General features: G+C 48.5%; 19 protein-coding genes. 4 read left to right on the forward strand and 15 right to left on the reverse strand.

Features of this window, described 5'->3' with window-relative positions; translation table 11 throughout:
- Positions 1–28 precede the first annotated feature (28 nt).
- The 3 genes from potC to potA are packed head-to-tail and all read right to left on the reverse strand — an operon-like array spanning position 29 to position 2,749.
- Positions 29–799, reverse strand: a complete 771-nt coding sequence (potC, locus tag FCN78_RS06580) for a spermidine/putrescine ABC transporter permease PotC (protein WP_077658633.1) — start codon at positions 797–799, stop codon at positions 29–31.
- Positions 796–1,647: a spermidine/putrescine ABC transporter permease PotB gene (gene potB, locus FCN78_RS06585; RefSeq protein WP_069362397.1), complete on the reverse strand. Its 852-nt coding sequence runs from the start codon at positions 1,645–1,647 to the stop codon at positions 796–798. Before potB ends, potC begins: the two co-directional genes overlap by 4 nt.
- Complete coding sequence (potA, locus tag FCN78_RS06590; protein ID WP_069362398.1) at positions 1,634–2,749, reverse strand: spermidine/putrescine ABC transporter ATP-binding protein PotA; 1,116 nt, start codon at positions 2,747–2,749, stop codon at positions 1,634–1,636. The genes potB and potA overlap by 14 nt, the downstream gene beginning before the upstream one ends.
- A 271-nt stretch (positions 2,750–3,020) precedes the next feature.
- Between potA and FCN78_RS06595 the strand changes: the two genes are divergently transcribed.
- On the forward strand, positions 3,021–3,848 hold the full coding sequence (locus FCN78_RS06595; RefSeq protein WP_069362399.1) for a DUF2189 domain-containing protein: 828 nt from the start codon (positions 3,021–3,023) through the stop codon (positions 3,846–3,848).
- Positions 3,849–3,878: 30 nt separating this feature from the next.
- Positions 3,879–4,529 carry a DUF2987 domain-containing protein gene (locus tag FCN78_RS06600; RefSeq protein ID WP_077459076.1) on the forward strand — a complete coding sequence of 217 codons (651 nt, stop codon included), beginning with the start codon at positions 3,879–3,881 and terminating at the stop codon, positions 4,527–4,529.
- Positions 4,530–4,684: 155 nt separating this feature from the next.
- On the opposite strand, the gene ttcA is transcribed toward FCN78_RS06600, so the two are convergent.
- The 11 genes from ttcA to ccoN all read right to left on the reverse strand — a co-directional run bounded on the left by ttcA (position 4,685) and on the right by ccoN (position 14,717).
- Positions 4,685–5,614, reverse strand: a complete 930-nt coding sequence (gene ttcA / locus FCN78_RS06605) for a tRNA 2-thiocytidine(32) synthetase TtcA (RefSeq protein ID WP_077459075.1) — start codon at positions 5,612–5,614, stop codon at positions 4,685–4,687.
- A 145-nt stretch (positions 5,615–5,759) separates the two neighbouring features.
- Entirely contained in the window at positions 5,760–6,707 is a 948-nt protein-coding gene (uspE, locus tag FCN78_RS06610; RefSeq protein WP_069362402.1) for a universal stress protein UspE, read from the reverse strand.
- 145 nt (positions 6,708–6,852) lie between these two features.
- Positions 6,853–7,602 carry an FNR family transcription factor gene (locus tag FCN78_RS06615; protein ID WP_077459074.1) on the reverse strand — a complete coding sequence of 250 codons (750 nt, stop codon included), beginning with the start codon at positions 7,600–7,602 and terminating at the stop codon, positions 6,853–6,855.
- Between the two features lie 65 nt (positions 7,603–7,667).
- Positions 7,668–8,342 carry a sulfite exporter TauE/SafE family protein gene (locus FCN78_RS06620; protein WP_077459073.1) on the reverse strand — a complete coding sequence of 225 codons (675 nt, stop codon included), beginning with the start codon at positions 8,340–8,342 and terminating at the stop codon, positions 7,668–7,670.
- Entirely contained in the window at positions 8,329–8,544 is a 216-nt protein-coding gene (ccoS, locus tag FCN78_RS06625; RefSeq protein ID WP_077658634.1) for a cbb3-type cytochrome oxidase assembly protein CcoS, read from the reverse strand. Before ccoS ends, FCN78_RS06620 begins: the two co-directional genes overlap by 14 nt.
- Before the next feature lie 4 nt (positions 8,545–8,548).
- Positions 8,549–10,927, reverse strand: coding sequence for a heavy metal translocating P-type ATPase (locus FCN78_RS06630; protein ID WP_077658635.1), 2,379 nt, complete (start codon positions 10,925–10,927; stop codon positions 8,549–8,551).
- Positions 10,928–10,929: 2 nt separating this feature from the next.
- Positions 10,930–11,415, reverse strand: coding sequence for a FixH family protein (locus FCN78_RS06635; RefSeq protein ID WP_077459070.1), 486 nt, complete (start codon positions 11,413–11,415; stop codon positions 10,930–10,932).
- Between the two features lie 74 nt (positions 11,416–11,489).
- Positions 11,490–12,470, reverse strand: a complete 981-nt coding sequence (ccoP, locus tag FCN78_RS06640; RefSeq protein WP_077486257.1) for a cytochrome-c oxidase, cbb3-type subunit III — start codon at positions 12,468–12,470, stop codon at positions 11,490–11,492.
- On the reverse strand, positions 12,470–12,652 hold the full coding sequence (locus tag FCN78_RS06645; protein ID WP_077459068.1) for a cbb3-type cytochrome oxidase subunit 3: 183 nt from the start codon (positions 12,650–12,652) through the stop codon (positions 12,470–12,472). The genes ccoP and FCN78_RS06645 overlap by 1 nt, the downstream gene beginning before the upstream one ends.
- 12 nt (positions 12,653–12,664) lie before the next feature.
- On the reverse strand, positions 12,665–13,276 hold the full coding sequence (ccoO, locus tag FCN78_RS06650) for a cytochrome-c oxidase, cbb3-type subunit II (RefSeq protein ID WP_077459067.1): 612 nt from the start codon (positions 13,274–13,276) through the stop codon (positions 12,665–12,667).
- Between the two features lie 13 nt (positions 13,277–13,289).
- Positions 13,290–14,717, reverse strand: a complete 1,428-nt coding sequence (ccoN, locus tag FCN78_RS06655) for a cytochrome-c oxidase, cbb3-type subunit I (protein WP_046073229.1) — start codon at positions 14,715–14,717, stop codon at positions 13,290–13,292.
- 277 nt (positions 14,718–14,994) lie between these two features.
- On the opposite strand from ccoN, the gene FCN78_RS06660 reads away from it, so the two are divergent.
- Positions 14,995–15,414, forward strand: a complete 420-nt coding sequence (locus tag FCN78_RS06660; protein ID WP_077459066.1) for a hypothetical protein — start codon at positions 14,995–14,997, stop codon at positions 15,412–15,414.
- An 87-nt stretch (positions 15,415–15,501) separates the two neighbouring features.
- Here the strand turns inward: FCN78_RS06660 and FCN78_RS06665 are convergent, their stop codons facing one another.
- Positions 15,502–16,062 (reverse strand): alpha/beta hydrolase, encoded by a 561-nt coding sequence (locus tag FCN78_RS06665; RefSeq protein ID WP_077459065.1) that lies wholly within the window; start codon positions 16,060–16,062, stop codon positions 15,502–15,504.
- A gap of 142 nt (positions 16,063–16,204) precedes the next feature.
- Between FCN78_RS06665 and FCN78_RS06670 the strand changes: the two genes are divergently transcribed.
- Positions 16,205–17,395, forward strand: coding sequence for an FIST signal transduction protein (locus tag FCN78_RS06670; RefSeq protein ID WP_069362410.1), 1,191 nt, complete (start codon positions 16,205–16,207; stop codon positions 17,393–17,395).
- Positions 17,396–17,397: the final 2 nt, after the last annotated feature.

Consider the following 17,397-nt stretch of genomic DNA (forward strand, 5'->3'; position numbering starts at 1 on the left):
TGGTGGAATAGCAGCCCTAGCGCACGGGTTACTGTAACCTGTCTTTCGCGAGCCACTGCGAGCACATAACCAACACCAATGACACCAACAGCATGATGGTGGCAAGCGCATTCACTTCTGGTGACACGCCCACTTTTACCATCGAATAGATCTTTAATGGCAAAATTTCATAGCTTGGCCCTGTCACAAACGAGCTAACGATGACGTCGTCCAGCGAAAGAGTAAAACTTAGTAGCCAACCTGCACCGACCGCCGGTGCCGCCAGTGGCAAAATAATCTTGCTAAGGATCACCCATTCGCTCGCGCCTAAATCACGCGCCGCTTCAAGCATTTTAACGTCAAAGCCATTTAAGCGGCTATAAACAGTGACTACTACGAATGGTAAGCAGAAGGTGATATGAGAAAGCAGTAGGGTCAAAAAGCCCAGTTGTGCGCCCATCAACACAAATAGCGCCAATAACGAAATAGCCATCACAATGTCCGGGGACATCATCACCACAAAGAGCATGCCATTGACAAATTGTTTGCCACGAAAGCGGTAGCGAAAGAGGGCGACGGCGGTCAAGCTACCAATAATGGCAGCAGCACTAGCAGAAAAGACCGCAATGGTTAATGAGTTACCCGCCGCTTGCATCAGGCTATGATTATTGATCAGCTGCCCATACCACTCCCAGGTAAAGCCTTTCCAACTCATGCCGAATTTGCTGGCATTGAACGAGTTAACGATCAGAACCAGGATAGGGATGTAGAGAAAGGCGTAAACCAAGGAGAGAAAGCTGTTTCTAAGCCACCGGATCATAATGCCTCCTTGCGATTCATCCACTTACCCACACGCCAATACGCAAACAGCAACAGCCCCATTAACACTGTCAGAGAAATACTGGCCGCTGAGCCAAACGGCCAATCGCGAACGTTCAAAATCTGACTTTTAATCACGTTACCAATCAGTAGGTTTTTTGCGCCTCCGAGCAAATCCGAGACGTAGAACATGCCTAGCGCAGGGAGAATCACTAGCAAGCTGCCGGCAATAATGCCGGGTGTGGTCAGTGGTAGGATCACCCGCAAAAAGCATTGGAGTTTATTGGCACCTAAATCACGCGCCGCCTCCAAATAGCTACGATCGAGTTTCTCGATGCTCGAATACAAGGGCAGGATCATAAATGGCAGCAAAATATAGACAAGGCCCACCATCACCGCATATTCGGTATACATGATGCGAACGGGGCGTTCTATTAAGCCAAGCCACATCATACTTTCATTGAGCAGCCCTCGAGTGCCAAGAAAGATTTTTAGTCCGTACGTGCGGATCAAAGAGTTGGTCCAAAAGGGGACAATCACTAAAAACAGCATCAAAGGTCGTGTGCTTTTCGGCATTTTGGCAATAATAAACGCGAATGGATAGCCAATCAGTAGGCAAATCAGGGTCGCCAAGGCCGCCATGTAGAATGAGTGCCAGACCACTTTGGCATAAAGCGGATCGAGCAGTTTTGCATAATTGCTCAGCGTAAAGGTCATCTCGATGAGATCAGCGTCATCGCGGGTTAAAAAGCTGGTCGCGATAATCATTAGGTTGGGTAAAAAAACAAAGACCAGCAACCAACCCACGACCAAGCCTACGATGGCGGTTTGCAGATTAAGCTTTTTCATCGGCCAATACCACCTCCCAGCTTTCTACCCAGGTCAGAGCGACTTTCTGATCGATGGAGTGATCAACGTCAGGATCGTCTTCATTAAAGAACTCGCTCACCATCACGGTTTGCCCTGATGGCAACTCGAGTACCGAGTCGAGGGTCATGCCCTTGTAATTTCGCTCGCGTACGTAGCCCACAATACCATTGGGCTCGGCATTGCCATGAATTTCTTCTAAGCGGATGTCTTCAGGGCGAAGCAATACCTTGATCGCGTCACCCGGATGCACATCGAGCTTGCAATAAACCTCACACTCACGAGATTCAACCCGGGCCCAAATACGCTTGTCATCAATGTGTTTGATGACAGTGGCATCAAACACATTGATTTCGCCAATAAAGCGTGCCACGAATAAATTCTTAGGCTCTTCATAAATCTCACGCGGTGAGCCGTCTTGCTCGATTTCGCCATCACGCATAACGATAATACGATCTGACATCGAGAGGGCTTCTTCTTGGTCGTGGGTGACGAAGATAAAGGTAATCCCAAGCTTGCGCTGCAGCTGTTTCAGCTCCATCTGCATTTGTTTGCGCAGTTTGTAATCGAGTGCAGAAAGGGATTCATCCAGCAAGAGCACGCTCGGTTTATTCACCACGGCACGTGCGATAGCGATACGTTGCTGCTGTCCGCCAGACAATTGATGAGGTTTACGAGAGGCATAATGGTCAAGTTGTACCATTCGCAGCGCTTCCATCACTCGAGGTTCAATCTGGTGATGATCCACGCCCTGCATGCGTAGGCCAAAAGCGACGTTTTCAAACACTGTCATGTGTGGGAAAAGGGCATAGCTTTGAAAGACAGTGTTTACATTGCGTTTTTCTGCTGGCAGGTTAGTGACATCTTTACCATCGATAACGACAGCGCCACTGTCGGCATCTTCCAGCCCCGCAATCAAACGGAGCACTGTTGTTTTGCCACAGCCTGAAGGGCCAAGGATAGTTAGGAATTCTCCGTTATTGACCGTTAGGTTGAAACGGGAGATGATTTCTTTGCCGTCGAAACTTTTGGTTAGTGACGCGAGCTCGACAACCGGTTTGTGAGATACATTTGCGTGCTTCAATGGTTCGTTCTCTCTCTACCTGGCAAATTGTCTTGTACATTCGTACCCATAAAACAGACGGCGCATAATAGACGCGTGGCAATCGAAGTTAAAGCAGTTTTTCGCGCGTGTTGGCACTTGTGTCTCTGTTGTCCATTAAGGTATCCAGCCTAAACCAGACCATTATCTACGCAAAGCCAATCTGGTTATTTTTCCTTATTTGTCAGAATGGTTTTTGGCTATGGGTTACAGTCAGATATACTGGGTGCATTAGTCATGATAGATAACGATTATGAGTCAACAAGAATACAATAATGCTTTACATATCGGTGGGTCGGTAGAAACGGCGCTAAACGGTCGCTACCGGCTCGATCCATTTGAGATAATCAAAGAAGCCTTCTCTCAGACCTTCAAGCACTTCTGGTCGTTTTTGCCCGCCACCTTGTGCCTATTCGCGGCTCAAATAGGTATTTTAATGCTGATGCTGACGTTGTTGTTGGGGGCACCGTCGCATTTATTTGAGGCATTGGTCGGTCAACGTGAGCTGACCACAGATATGATTTCATCTGTGTGGTTGGCGAATTTTACTTCTGAGGTTCTGATTGCGCCATTATATGCGGGGGCGAGCTTAATGGGCTTGAGTCACGCTATAGGGTTTCGTTCTAAACCACGCCATTTGCTAAAAGGGTTGGTATTTGCGTTGCCCGTGACGGTGGTGATCTGCCTGTCAGCGACACTGCAAAGTGTGGCGAGTATGATTTTTCCATTGCTGAGCCTGTATGTTGCGATGGCATTTTCCATGTCGCCGTTATTGATTTGTGAAAAGCGTCTCACGCCAGTTAAAGCACTTACCGTATCCTTTCGAGCGGTAAACAAGAAATTGTTCCAAATGGCAACCATCTATGCGGTTGTAGGCGTGCTATTTCTCATTTCTTTTGCCACTGCTGGCTTTGCCTTGGTTTGGGCGTTACCCTTTCTCTTCAACGTTAAAGGTGTGATTTACCGAGAAATGTTTGGCGTTGGTGTCGAGGTGACAGTGTCACAAAACGAGAATAAAGAAGGGGCGTCACACAGTACGACTAACTCGTCGTCACCTGACCAAGACACCTTTGACGCCTAATTCCGCTTTAAGCCTGCAACTGGAGTTCCGATGAAAAAACTAGCCAGTGTACTGGTTATGCTGGGAATGGTGAGTGTCCCGGCCAGTGCCGATACATACCGCTTTAGCTACAGCAAGCTATTTACTCAGCTTAAACATAACATAGAAGAAGGGCACCCTGATATTGGCGTGGCGTACTTTATGGTCTCCGCCGAGTCGGGAGAGGTTTGTCCGATTTCTCGCGCATGGATGAGCAAGGAAGAACATTATGAAGCGTTTGATATCCCAGCCTCTCAAGCGTTACCGCTTCCTCTTGATAACCAGCTCCGCAAAGTGAATCCGGATGTTTTTGTTGAAACGCCTGCCGATCGAAACTGTGATATCTCGTTCCAAGTGTTGGTTGATAAGCCCGTAGGAAAGCAATTAACTAGCCAGCAGATCCAGGGCTGGTTGCCTCAGATGGACACCATGATGGAAAACTTAGGCGGGATGTTTGCTTCTTGGTTTATGCCTAAGGCACAGGGCGTGGTTCTACATTTTGCGCCCTCGGTGACCGGCGCGGTGACCAGCAGTGAGGGGAATAAATACCCCATCGATGCTCACCAAGCCATTATCGATGTTAATCGTCTTGGCGATAGCACCACGTTAACGCTGCCAGATGCCCCCATCAAAGTGTCGCCTTGGTTGCCTAAAAACGGATAAACGGGTAGAGGCTTTAAGTCTGTACTGAGCTTCAAAGATACAATGCGCACTATGATGTAGAAGATTGAAACGACAAAAAACGCCCACTGTCTGAAGTGGGCGTTTTTATTAGCAGGCCATTTAGCGCCAACTATGATTCTGTCATGCTTCAAACACTATGTGCCGACATTGACCACGTCGAGTGATAAATTGGGGTCAACTTCCACAGGGCTTTCTGAAACGGGCGCCGGATCGGTAAAGTTTTCTTTATCGAATGCAGTATCGCCGTCTCCCTCAAACGCCATCCCCGCTGCGACGGATTTAAAATCAAACAGCTCGATATCGGCCATATGGGAAGGGACGATATTTTGCATGGCTCGGAACATCGTCTCAATACGGCCTGGATACCGCTTGTCCCAATCTCGGAGCATATCTTTGATCACTTGGCGTTGTAGGTTGGGCTGTGAGCCACAAAGGTTACACGGAATGATCGGGAAAGCTTTTTGCTCTGAGTAACGCTCAATGTCTTTTTCTCGACAATAGGCCAGTGGACGGATCACCACATGTTCGCCGTTATCAGAGACGAGCTTCGGTGGCATGCCTTTCATCTTGCCGCCGTAGAACATGTTTAAGAGCAAGGTCTCTAATATGTCGTCTCGATGGTGACCCAATGCAATTTTGGTCGCCCCCAGCTCTTTCGCTGTGCGATATAAGATACCGCGGCGAAGTCGCGAGCATAGGGAACAGGTTGTCTTGCCCTCAGGCACTTTCTCTTTGACAATGGAGTAAGTGTCTTCTTCAACAATTTTGTACTCGACGCCTAAGCTCTCCAAATACGCTGGCAAAATGTGCTCAGGAAACCCAGGTTGCTTTTGATCTAAATTGACCGCAATGAGTTGGAATGAAACTGGCGCGCTCTTTTGCAGGCTTTGCAGCATATCAAGCAAGGTATAGCTGTCTTTGCCGCCTGATAAACAAACCATGATGCGATCGCCGTCTTCAATCATATTAAAGTCGGCAATCGCTTGTCCGGTGTTGCGACGAATGCGCTTTTGCAGTTTATTAAATCCGTATTTTTGTGCTTTGCTCAGCTCTTCGGTGCTCATAAGTACTATCGCGTTGTCAGGCAAGGTAAACGCATTACACTGCCAGTGTGCATGAATGGCGGGTATGATACGGATTTTGACCACAAATGCCAGTCACCCGCAGGCAGTGAATGCCACTGCCTGCTAGATAAGGGAATGAGAAAGGTTAATCGTTAGCGCGAGGATCGAGTGGGCTAATGTAGCCATCAGGTTTAATGGCAAGTAAGTCACAGTCGAGTTGATCAATCATGTGCTCTGCGGTGTTGCCAATGAACACCGCGGATAAGCCAGTGCGTCCTGTGGTACCGAGAATAACAAGCTCGGCATCCAGCTCTCGGGCAATGTTGGGGATAACATCTTCCGGCAACCCTTCTTGGACATGCGTGCGTGTTTCTTCGATATGATGGCGCTGACGCAAGGCTTTCATGGCGGTGAGATGATGACCTCTCACCGCATCGGTATAGGATGTCGGATCAAAGTCAGGCAGCTCGATAGTAATATTCACCGGGGTGGCGGGGTAGGCATTAGCCAGGTGCAACTCAGCCCCTAGCATAGCACTCATGATATTCCCCTCATCGACTAATTTGTCGTTGAGTTCAGCGTGGGTTTCGGTTTCAGATGCCACATGCACAGAGGCAACGATCTTGCCTTTATCCGGCCAACCGTGGTCTTTAACTAATAACACTGAACTTGGGCATTTGCGTAACAAGTGCCAATCGGTGGGTGTAAAGATGACCGAGCCTAGTGTGTCGTGCTGGTGTGTCGCTTTAACCACCAAATCGTGGTGGTGGCTCAGCACGCGTTCAACGATCGCCTCGTAAGGACGATTATGCCATACCACGACTTTTTCGATTTCACACTCTTGAGCTTGATGCGTTTGAATAATCTCATTCATCCACTCTTCACGTTGGTGCATCACACCTTGACGCATCGCTTGCCGCTCATCCGATGAGAGCATGGATGTCATTTCGTAAGAGAAATCATAAATAGCAAGAAAGAGGGTGAGCTTAACCTTTGCATCACTTCGCTGGCTAAGCGTGACCGCACGCGAAAGTGCAGGCTGTTGTTCTTGGGAAGGATCAATGACGACGAGCAGGTTCGTGTACCTAGACATATCTGCCTCCTTTGCACAGATGCATCGGTTAATGTCACTTTAACCTACTTCGCCCGTTCACGCGAAAGAAATTGCTTACCATAGAGCAAAAAAGAGAAATGGCGCATAAAGCGCCATTTATTAACAACTTATTTACTTCTGTCTGCTAAACAACGCATTCTTCATCCGCAAGACGAGCAAGCTCTTCTAAGTCTAGAACCGTGATATATTTCCCTTTGACCGCCAAGATTTCTGACTTTTGGAAGCGACCTAATAAACGACTGATCGTTTCAACGGTCAGGCCAAGGTAGTTACCAATGTCACCTCGTGTCATGGTAAGGCGGAACTCACGCGGAGAGAACCCACGCTGAGAAAAGCGCTTCGAGAGGCTATAGAGGAAAGCGGCCAAGCGTTCTTCAGCCGTTTTCTTCGATAAAAGCAAAATCATATCCTGATCGCCTTTTATCTCATTGCTCATTAGTCGCATGATTTGCTGGCGAAGCTTAGGCACCTTCCCAGAGAGGTCATCAAGCGTCTCGTAGGGGATCTCACAAATCATTGACGTTTCTAGCGCTTGAGCAAAGCTGGGGTGTTCACTATCGTTAATAGCATCAAAGCCTACCAAATCGCCGGCAAGGTGGAAGGCAGTTATCTGCTCATCCCCTTGTTCTGTGATTGTGTAGGTCTTAACCGTACCTGAACGAATCGCATATAGCGCTCGTAGACTATCACCGGCTTTGAACAACTCTTGGCCTTTCTGAATAGGTTTTTTTCGCTCAATGATGCTATCCAGTTGATCCAACTCTTGCTCATTTAACGTATAAGGGATACACAGTTGGCTAATGCTGCAATCTTGACAATGAATTGCGCAGCCGCCTGACTGAACCCGCCGAGTGATGATCTTATTAGACACCATACACCTGCCTGAAATTGATTAACGTCAATATACATATTACACCATGATTATGTGCTAGGTCGACCTTATATCAGGAGTTTGAGCGCTGAATAGGCCGTATAAAAGCCATAAAGCGCCAACATTGTGGCACATATCAAACGCAGTAAGTGGTTGTTAAGAATGGGCTTAACCCGCTCGGCAAGGGCGCCAACAGTTAACATCGCCGGTAACGTTCCGAGGCCAAACCCCAGCATTACAAGGCCGCCACCTGAGGCACTGCCAGCGACGGCAGCCCAACTGAGCGCTGAGTAAACCAGCCCGCAGGGAAGCCAGCCCCATACAAGGCCAAAGGGATAGGCATATAACGGCGAACGCAGTGGCATTAGCTTGGATGTTAGTGGAGAGATAAATCGCCAGAGTTTGCTACCCATTCGCTCAATATAGCTAAGGCCATTCCATATTTGGGCCATATAGGCTGCCAATAGCAACATCATGATGGCCGCAAACAGTCGCAATACCGCAAGATGCTGCGTTAAATCGGACAAAGCAAGCAACGAGGCCACAGCGCCACCAATCATCGCGCCAGCAAGCGTATATGAGCTGATACGCCCCAAGTTATACAAGAGAAGGTATGGCCATTTGGCCTTTTGCGAAGGAATGCCAAGCGACATAGCCGCAGCGACCCCGCCACACATCCCCAAGCAGTGACCTGCCCCGAGCAGACCAATGATGAGGGCACCTATAAAATCAACGTTTGTCATCTTGGGTCGACGCGTCAGGAGCGGTGGGTTGGCTTGAGTGTGATCCGGCGTTTTTTTCTGGCTCTTCTTCATCGAAAAGGATCGAAGAGCCTTGCCGTTCTAGATCCTCGAATTGATCAGATTTGACCGCCCAGATAAAGACAACGGCCGCCACGCAAACTAACATGATGGCGATCGGGATCAAAATGTACAAACTAGCCATAACGCTAATCCTCTTTTTTGTTCAGTAGGCGCAGCGAGTTAGATACCACAATGATCGAGCTTGCTGACATGCCTACCACCGCCACGTATGGGGCAACATAGCCCATAACCGCCAACGGCAGAATGGTAACGTTGTAGCCTAAGGCCCAAATTAAGTTTTCGCGGATAATACGGCGCGTTTGCTGGGCAAGATGCCTGGCGGTCAGCAGTTTTTCTAAATCGTCACTCAACAACACCATATCGGCGGAAGATTTAGCAATATCAGTGCCTCCGCCCATCGCAACCGACAAGTGGGCACCGGCTAAAACCGGCGCATCATTGACGCCATCACCGACCATCAGGGTCACGGTGTCATCATCAAGGCTTTGAAGGTACGCCAGTTTTCCTTGCGGCGATACCCCTGAAATCACAGAATCTATGCCAAGGGTGCCCGCGACTTGTTCCACATTGCGTGACTGATCACCGGTTAGCATGGTGGTTTGGATGCCAGATTGTCTCAATGCGGCGATTAATCGTGCGCTGCTTGGCCGAATCGGATCGGTCAGTGAAAACGCAGCCACTACTTGCCCGTTGCAACTAAGCACGACGGGATAGGCATCATACTCAGTTTTAGGCGAGGATAGAGCAAATGCAGCCTTACCAATACGCCACTGTTGGCCATTGATCTCGCCGCTTACCCCTTGACCAATATGGTTGTCCGCTGCTTTGACTGTCAGAGACTCAGTCGCTTTTGCTTGGAACGCGTTGGCGATGGGGTGATTGGCAAACCCTTCTAAGCTGGCTGCAATGTTCAAGGCCGCTTGTTCGCTAATGTCAGCGGCAAATACGCGGACGGAATCAATTTTTACCTCACCCTCGGTCAGTGTGCCTGTTTTATCAACCACCAATCGATTCACCTTGGTTAAGGTTTCTAAGACGTGGCCTCGGCGTAACATGATGCCGAGCTGGCCAAAGGTCGATGTTGAGCAAGTAAGGGCCGTAGGGGTGGCGAGCGATAATGCGCAAGGGCAGGTCGCAACAAGCACGGATAACATGATCCAAAAGGCATCGTCAGGCTGAACAACATGCCAATAGAGCCAAGTCGACGCGGAAATGATTAAGATGGCGGCGACAAAGTAACGCGCGATATGGTCTGCCAGCACCGCTACTTTGGGCTTTGCCATTTGAGCTTCATCTTGCAAACGCACAATATGAGCCACGAGAGACTCTTTGTGATTACTCGTGACACATATATCGACATTCCCTTCCACATTCATGGTGCCGGCATAAACGGCATCACCGAGTTGCTTAGTTTGTGGCAGCGATTCCCCCGTCAGCATGGCTTCATCGACAGAGGTCGTGCCAGACAGTATTTTTCCATCGGCAGGGAAGGGCTCACCGGGCAACACACGAATGTGATCGTTTTCTTTAAGACTGTTAGCGGGCACGGCTTCACCGTTAAGACGACGCGCCATTTTGGGGACCAGTTTTAACAAGTTAGCGCTGGCCGCCGCCGCAGTACGGCGTGCGCGCATTTCCAGAAAACGCCCGAGCAATAAGAAGAAGGTGAACATCGCTACCGATTCGAAAAACACTTCTCCTTTTCCGGTAACGGTCGCATACAAGCTAGAAAAATAGGCGAATAACAAAGCAATAGAAACGGGGACATCCATGCCCAGTGTGCGTGCCTTAAGGTTGCGCCACGCATTGATATAAAAAGGTAACGCGGAATAAAGCAAGACAGGCGTCGCGAAGATTAAACTTATCCACCGGAAGTAATTGCGAAAGGTTTCGTCCATATCGCCAAACACTTCGAAGTACATCGCCACCGCTAACATCATGACCTGCATGGTGGCTAAGCCAGCAATACCTAATCGGTATAAGTACTGCTTCATGTTGCGATGATATTGTTGTTCTTGCTTGTCGGCCTCAAAAGGTGCCGCTTTATAACCTAGATGATGAATGTGTGTGAGTACCGTACTCAGGGAGGTTTCATTCTCATCCCAACGCACCTGGGCGCGGTTCGTGGTAGTGTTGACCTGAATATGTGTCACGCCCGCTGTACGTTGCAACTGCTTTTCAATCAACCACGCACAAGCGGCGCAGGAGACACCATCAAGTGACAACGTCACCTCTTTTTGGTCTGCCACATCGCGGACAAACTCTTGTTGTACATCTTGATTATCGTATAGGTTCAGTGCTTTGAGCTCTTCGGGGACCAAGTCGGCCTTATCGGCGTTCTCTGTCCGATATTGATAATAAGAACTCAAACCACTGTCTACGATCGTGGTTGCCACGGCTTGGCAGCCAGGGCAACACATAAGGCGAGGTTTATCGAAGATCACTACTTGGTAGGTGTCTCCTGTCAGTACAGGATCACCACAGTGATAACAGGATGTGGTCATGGTTACTGCTTACCGCTTAACGTCAGGGGAGTTGAGACAGGGAAATCGACACGACCGTGAACTTTCCATTGCTTATCGAATGAAGTGATTTCGATAAACCAGGGCCCAGATATTGGCTCAGCCAGATCGATATGATAAACCCCTGCTTGGTTTGGGTTTACCATCACATTCACATCTTTTCGCTCGAGTGTACGGTGCTGAATATGCACCTTAAGCGCAGGAAATGACGCGAGATCACCTTTATCTAGTGTTATCGCGATTGCTTGGTTGCTTGACGACAGTTGCGCTGAAACACCTAGCTGTGCCGCGACTTTCAGCTTGGAGAGATCAACATTGATCGCTTTGCCTTTCTTATAGTAATCCTCTGCCACGAGAGACACAGAGTTCATTGAAAAGACGGTCACAGTTAACAAACTCGCGACGACAACAGAAGCGGGAAGGGCAATCAGGAACCAAGGCCAAAACTGCTTGTACCAGGGTGTTACCATCAGAAGCTCCTCGGTTTGAGCATTTACATTTAACAAGCCCCTGCAAGCAGGGGCTGTGTATCACACCTAAGTGCTTATTCTACTTCAGGATTACTCAAACGCCATACATAGGCAGAGAGTATCTGAATTTTTTCTTCGCCAAGGTGAGCTTCCCACGCGGGCATCACGCCTTGACGACCACCACGAATGGTTTGTTCAACCGCGCGGCGAGAGCCACCATATAGCCAGATATTGTCAGTTAAATCCGGCGCACCAAAGGCAGGATTACCTTTGCCGTCCGTGCCGTGACATGCGGCACATACAACAAAGCGAGATTTACCCTTAGCAGCCATTTGCGGATCCACTTTACGGCCTGACAAGCTCAGCGCATAAGCCGCAACTTCTTTAACGCCGTCTTCACCCATGGTATCTAACCAAGCTGGCATGTTGCCTTTTCGGCCATGGAGAAGAGTGGCTTTAATGGTTTCAGGCTCGCCACCGTACAACCACGCATCGTCGGTAAGGTTCGGGAAACCAGCCTGACCGCGCGCATCCGATCCATGACAGGCCGCGCAGTTTTGGCTAAACAAACGTTGACCAACCTTTAAGGCTTCTTCATTACGTGCGATTTGAGTAATCGGGCGCAATGATTTGCCATCTTCTTGGTACGCCAGTTTGCGGAATGCTTCACCAAATACCTTGTCAGCCGCCTCGAGCTCCATCGCATATTGGTTAATGTGCTGCGCTTCTTGCGCTTTTGCCATTAACTCACGCGACTCCTCGACACTGCTTACGTCTTGGTACGAACTTTTCCACCCTAACACGCCGGCAAAGTTACCCAGCCCCGGATAGAGGATAAGGTACCCTAAGCCGAACACCAGGGTTGCCCAAAACATATACGACCACCACTTAGGTAGTGGGTTATTGAGTTCACGAATACCATCATACTCGTGACCCATGTCATCGCCTTCTGCGACGCCCATTTTATCTTTGGTTGTCCAAATGATAAGAGCAGCACAGCCAGCAATCGTGCCGAGTACGATGACTGTTACGAAGATACTCCAAAACGTACTCATTAGCGATTATCTCCTGTCTTGTGATTGGACTTATCCTGATTGTTCTCCTCATCGTCGAAAATCAGGTTAGCCGCTTCATCAAAGTGCTTTTTGCGACGTTTGCTATAAGCCCAAACAACGATCCCAATGAAGCTCACAAATAGGACAACTGTCCAGATACTATGAAAGGTGCCGATATCCATAGGCCCTCCTTATTACTTCATTGCGTGACCTAGTGACTGAAGATAAGCAATCAACGCTTCTATCTCCGTTTTACCTTCAACCGCTGCCTTAGCATTCTCGATGTCCTCATCGGTGTATGGCACACCAAATTGGTCACGGAATAACTTCAGCTTCGCGGCCGTTGTTTCCCCATCTAGCTTGTTCTCTGCTAACCAAGGGAAGCCAGGCATGTTCGATTCAGGTACTACGTCACGTGGATTAATTAAGTGAACGCGGTGCCATTCGTCAGAGTAACGATCCCCAACTCGGGCAAGGTCAGGGCCAGTACGCTTAGAGCCCCATAAGAAAGGGTGCTCCCAAACACTTTCTCCTGCGACGGCATAGTGACCGTAACGCTCGGTTTCAGCACGAAATGGACGAACCATTTGACTGTGACAAACGTTGCACCCTTCACGGATGTAGATGTCACGTCCTTCCATTTCTAGCGCTGTGTACGGACGAAGGTTATCTACCGGTTCAGTGGTTTGCTTTTGGTAAATCAATGGCGTTATCTCCACCAATGCACCAAAGCTGATTGCAACGATGATCAAAATCGCTAGCAAACCTGTGTTTTTTTCTACTATCTCGTGGCGATTTGAACTCATTTAATCGTCCTCCTTACACCGCAGGCTCAAGCGATTTCAAGCTAGCTTCAGGCGCACGAATTGTTTTATATGCGTTGTAAGCCATCAAGAACATGCCTGATAGGAAAATCGCACCGCCGATAAAGCGGACGAAGTAGAACGGGTAGGAGGCTTCCAATGACTCCACAAAGCTGTATGTCAACGTACCGTCAGTGTTGACAGCGCGCCACATCAGACCTTGCATCACACCAGAAATCCACATGGCAACGATGTAAAGTACGGTACCAATCGTGGCAAGCCAGAAGTGTACGTTCACCAAAGACACCGAGTACATACGCTCTTGACCAAACAGTTTTGGAATCAAGTGGTAGATGGAGCCGATAGAGACCATCGCAACCCAACCAAGTGCACCGGAATGAACGTGACCGATTGTCCAATCGGTGTAATGCGACAAGGCGTTAACTGTCTTGATCGACATCATTGGGCCTTCAAACGTGGACATGCCATAGAATGACAAAGACACAATAAGGAAGCGCAAGATGGGATCATAGCGGAGTTTATGCCACGCACCTGATAACGTCATAATACCGTTAATCATCCCGCCCCAAGAAGGTGCAAACAAGATTAACGACATCACCATCCCCAGTGACTGCGTCCAGTCGGGTAGTGCCGTGTAATGAAGGTGGTGAGGACCCGCCCAGATATAGAGAGAAATCAATGCCCAGAAGTGGACGATGGAGAGTCGATAAGAGTAAACAGGGCGTCCCGCTTGCTTGGGAACGAAGTAATACATCATACCCAGAAAGCCTGCTGTTAGCAGGAAACCAACCGCGTTATGTCCGTACCACCACTGTACCATCGCATCGACTGCGCCAGCATAGATGGAGTAAGACTTCATCGGTGAAACAGGGATTGCCATGCTGTTAACGATGTGCAACACCGCGATGGTCAGAATAAAGGCACCGAAGAACCAGTTGGCCACATAAATATGTGACGTCTTACGCTTGATAAGCGTGCCAAAGAACACGATAGCGTATGCGACCCATACCACCGCGATGGCGATATCAATTGGCCACTCTAGTTCCGCGTACTCTTTAGAGGTGGTGTATCCCATTGGCAGCGAGATGGCTGCAGAAAGGATAATGGCTTGCCAACCCCAGAAGGTGAACTCTGCTAACTTCCCTCCGAACAACCGTGTTTGACAAGTTCGCTGCGCAACATAATAAGAGGTTGCAAACAACGCACTGGTACCGAATGCGAAGATCACTGCGTTAGTATGCAGTGGACGCAAACGGCTATACGTCAAATACGGAATATCAAAGTTCAGTGCAGGCCACACTAATTGAGCGGCAATAAGTACACCTACAGCCATGCCCACAATACCCCACAAAATGGTTGTTAGAGTAAATAAGCGGACAACGCGGTAGTTGTAGTCTTGTTCAAGCTGCTTAACTTGGCTCATATTGCATGCTTCCACTTTTAGTTAACTACACTCACGTTTGATACGGACGAAGCCTCCGCTTCGCCTGTTAACATACCATTTTTAAGAAAACGCCCCGTTGCGTATGGTTTTTAACCACTTTGCACACTCCGTTGCTATTTCTTTGTAAAAATGGCATTTTCGACCAGAATCATACTGTAGATACTGGTTAAAAAACAGGGTCTAACCCACACACTTAGTGCGGCTTACCTACCTTTCTTATAAAACTTTGACCTCTGTAACACGGAGAAAGCTACCCATGGCAGCAGAAAAACTCACTCGAGGACGACTCGCGCAAATTATCGTTATGCTTACACTTTTAGTGGTTGCTTTCTTCTGGAGGACGCTGGTCTATACACCCGGATTGACCATTATAGACTGTGAAGGTGAGCGTGGATTTTGTGGCACGTCACAATCTCAGCAAGCGATAGCGTTCTCATGGAGAAAAGAGCAGAATAGTGTAATTTTTTCAGCTACTTCAGACCAAAAGCCACACTTGGCTTATTGGGGAGAGGAAGGGAATAAGCAGATCGAAATTAGCGATCAGCAGGACCGAGATGGGGAGAAGATCACGCTGACTTGGCAGTGGAAAACACAAGATTTACCTCGCGACGCCATGAGCTTTAACCTTGTCTTTGATCAATATCAATTTAAATTTAATTACCCTAAAAGCGAGTGAAAAACTGCGGTTTAAAGCTTATTTTTTCTCGTTTATGACGATTATAAAAGGAAATGCTTATTTATGAGTGTTTCCTTTTTTATCTTGTTACAGCTTAATTTTAAACTCTTGATCGTTAATGCTATTTGACTCATCACTCAAAAGAAAGCATACCAAAGGAGATAAAACTTCGCTCTTTTTACGCGACGGTAATATTTCCACATCAGTGTTAATATTGTGATCCGACCAGAAACTTATACTGTTAATCCGTTGCAGGCGATTTGTAGCCGGCTTGTCATTGAGAGACACGCTACCCAGGTGCCTGTTTGTAGCAATAACGACACAACGAGCCTCCACCTGACAAAACGCATCTAACCCATCAATCCCCAGCGATTGTATATAGGCATGCCCGAGCTCAGAGACGATAACGGCACCGATAAAAGGGGAGAGTTGCGCAGTACACTGATCAAGCGTGACTTGGAGCGTATCTTGCGTGAGCGCAGGGGCTTCTTTAAACCTGACTCGGGGATCATGAGCGACAATGTCGAGCGCTGTCGTTTGATTATGATCGATAATAACAGGGGTATAGCCTTTCGCGGCTAATTGATAGGCGATAGTGGCACCTAAGGTGCAGGCCCCACCGAATAACGCAACGGGTCGACAATCCATGTTGAGCGCTCTAGCGATATAAATGAAGTGATAGAATACGTGATTTCAAGCGCGATTTCAGTGGGTAGCGCAATGATTTGATTGCCTGATACAAGTATCATTAAAATCGTGATAAATAGCGAAAACAATAACGAACGTTAAGATGAAAATAGCCACAGCATGCACACAACAACCAGACGCAGTGGACGCCGCGCAAACACTGGCGCGCACTTTATTGAGCCGCTTAAGCGCACCGAGGCTTTTAATGGTCTACTGCACGGAGCAATACGATGTTGATGCACTTCAGCGAGCAATGGTTGCACTCTTTCCTAGCGTGCCATTGATAGGTTGTACGACCTGCGGTGGTGTCATGACGCAAGCCGGTTACATCGAAGGGCCAACAGCCGCAGTGTGGGCTTGCAATGATGAAAAGGGGAGTTACGGTACATCCCTTGTGCCACATCAAGCCCATCGCCCAATACGCGATTCAGCACGTATTGCGCTTAATCAAGCCATAGAAGAGAGCGGCCGTTGTGGTGAACTTCCCAAACTCATCGCTTTACACAGTACACCGGGGGATGAAGAGACGACGTTAGCTGCCATTCGCGAAGAGTTGGGCGTATCGGTTCCGGTGATAGGTGGCTCAGCGGCGGCCGATACCGTCGGCGGACGATGGGCCATTTTCGATAACAAGCAAACCGCGCAATCTGGCATCGCAATCAGTGTTTTTTATCCAACCGCACGGGTGAGCTATTCATTCCACTCCGGTTATGCCGCCACAACGAAGAAGGCCATCGTTACAGAGGTACGTGGTCGCACCTTAGTGAGTTTGGATCACAAACCCGCATCGGTGGTTTATAGAGACTGGTACGAAGAAGAAACCGGGCAGACGCTAGACTTAGATGATTCGTTATTTGCGCGATCAACCTTGTATCCGCTCGGGACACAAACGGGCAAGATACACGGCTTACCCTATTACACCTTGTCACACCCCATGTTTGTGAACCAAGACGGACATATGGAGCTCTTCTCGCAAATCGCCGTTGGGCAAACCGCACACTTTATGACAGGCACCAGTGAAGGGTTAATCGCCCGTGCAAGTCGAGTCGTGGAATCGGCAAACGATCATGCATTGCGGACACCTCAACCTCTTGGTGGGCTGGCGATTTATTGTGCAGGGTGTATGCTTCACGTCAAAGATCGCTTGGATCAAGTCGCCGACAATATCAACACGGCCTTATACACTGCGCCGTTTGTGTGCCCGTTTACCTTTGGTGAACAAGGCCTGTTTAAGGGTGGGGAATTGTCCCATGGTAATTTAATGATCTCGGCTGTGTTATTTCATAAGGATTAATC

Source organism: Salinivibrio kushneri (assembly GCF_005280275.1).
Classification (GTDB): domain Bacteria; phylum Pseudomonadota; class Gammaproteobacteria; order Enterobacterales; family Vibrionaceae; genus Salinivibrio; species Salinivibrio kushneri.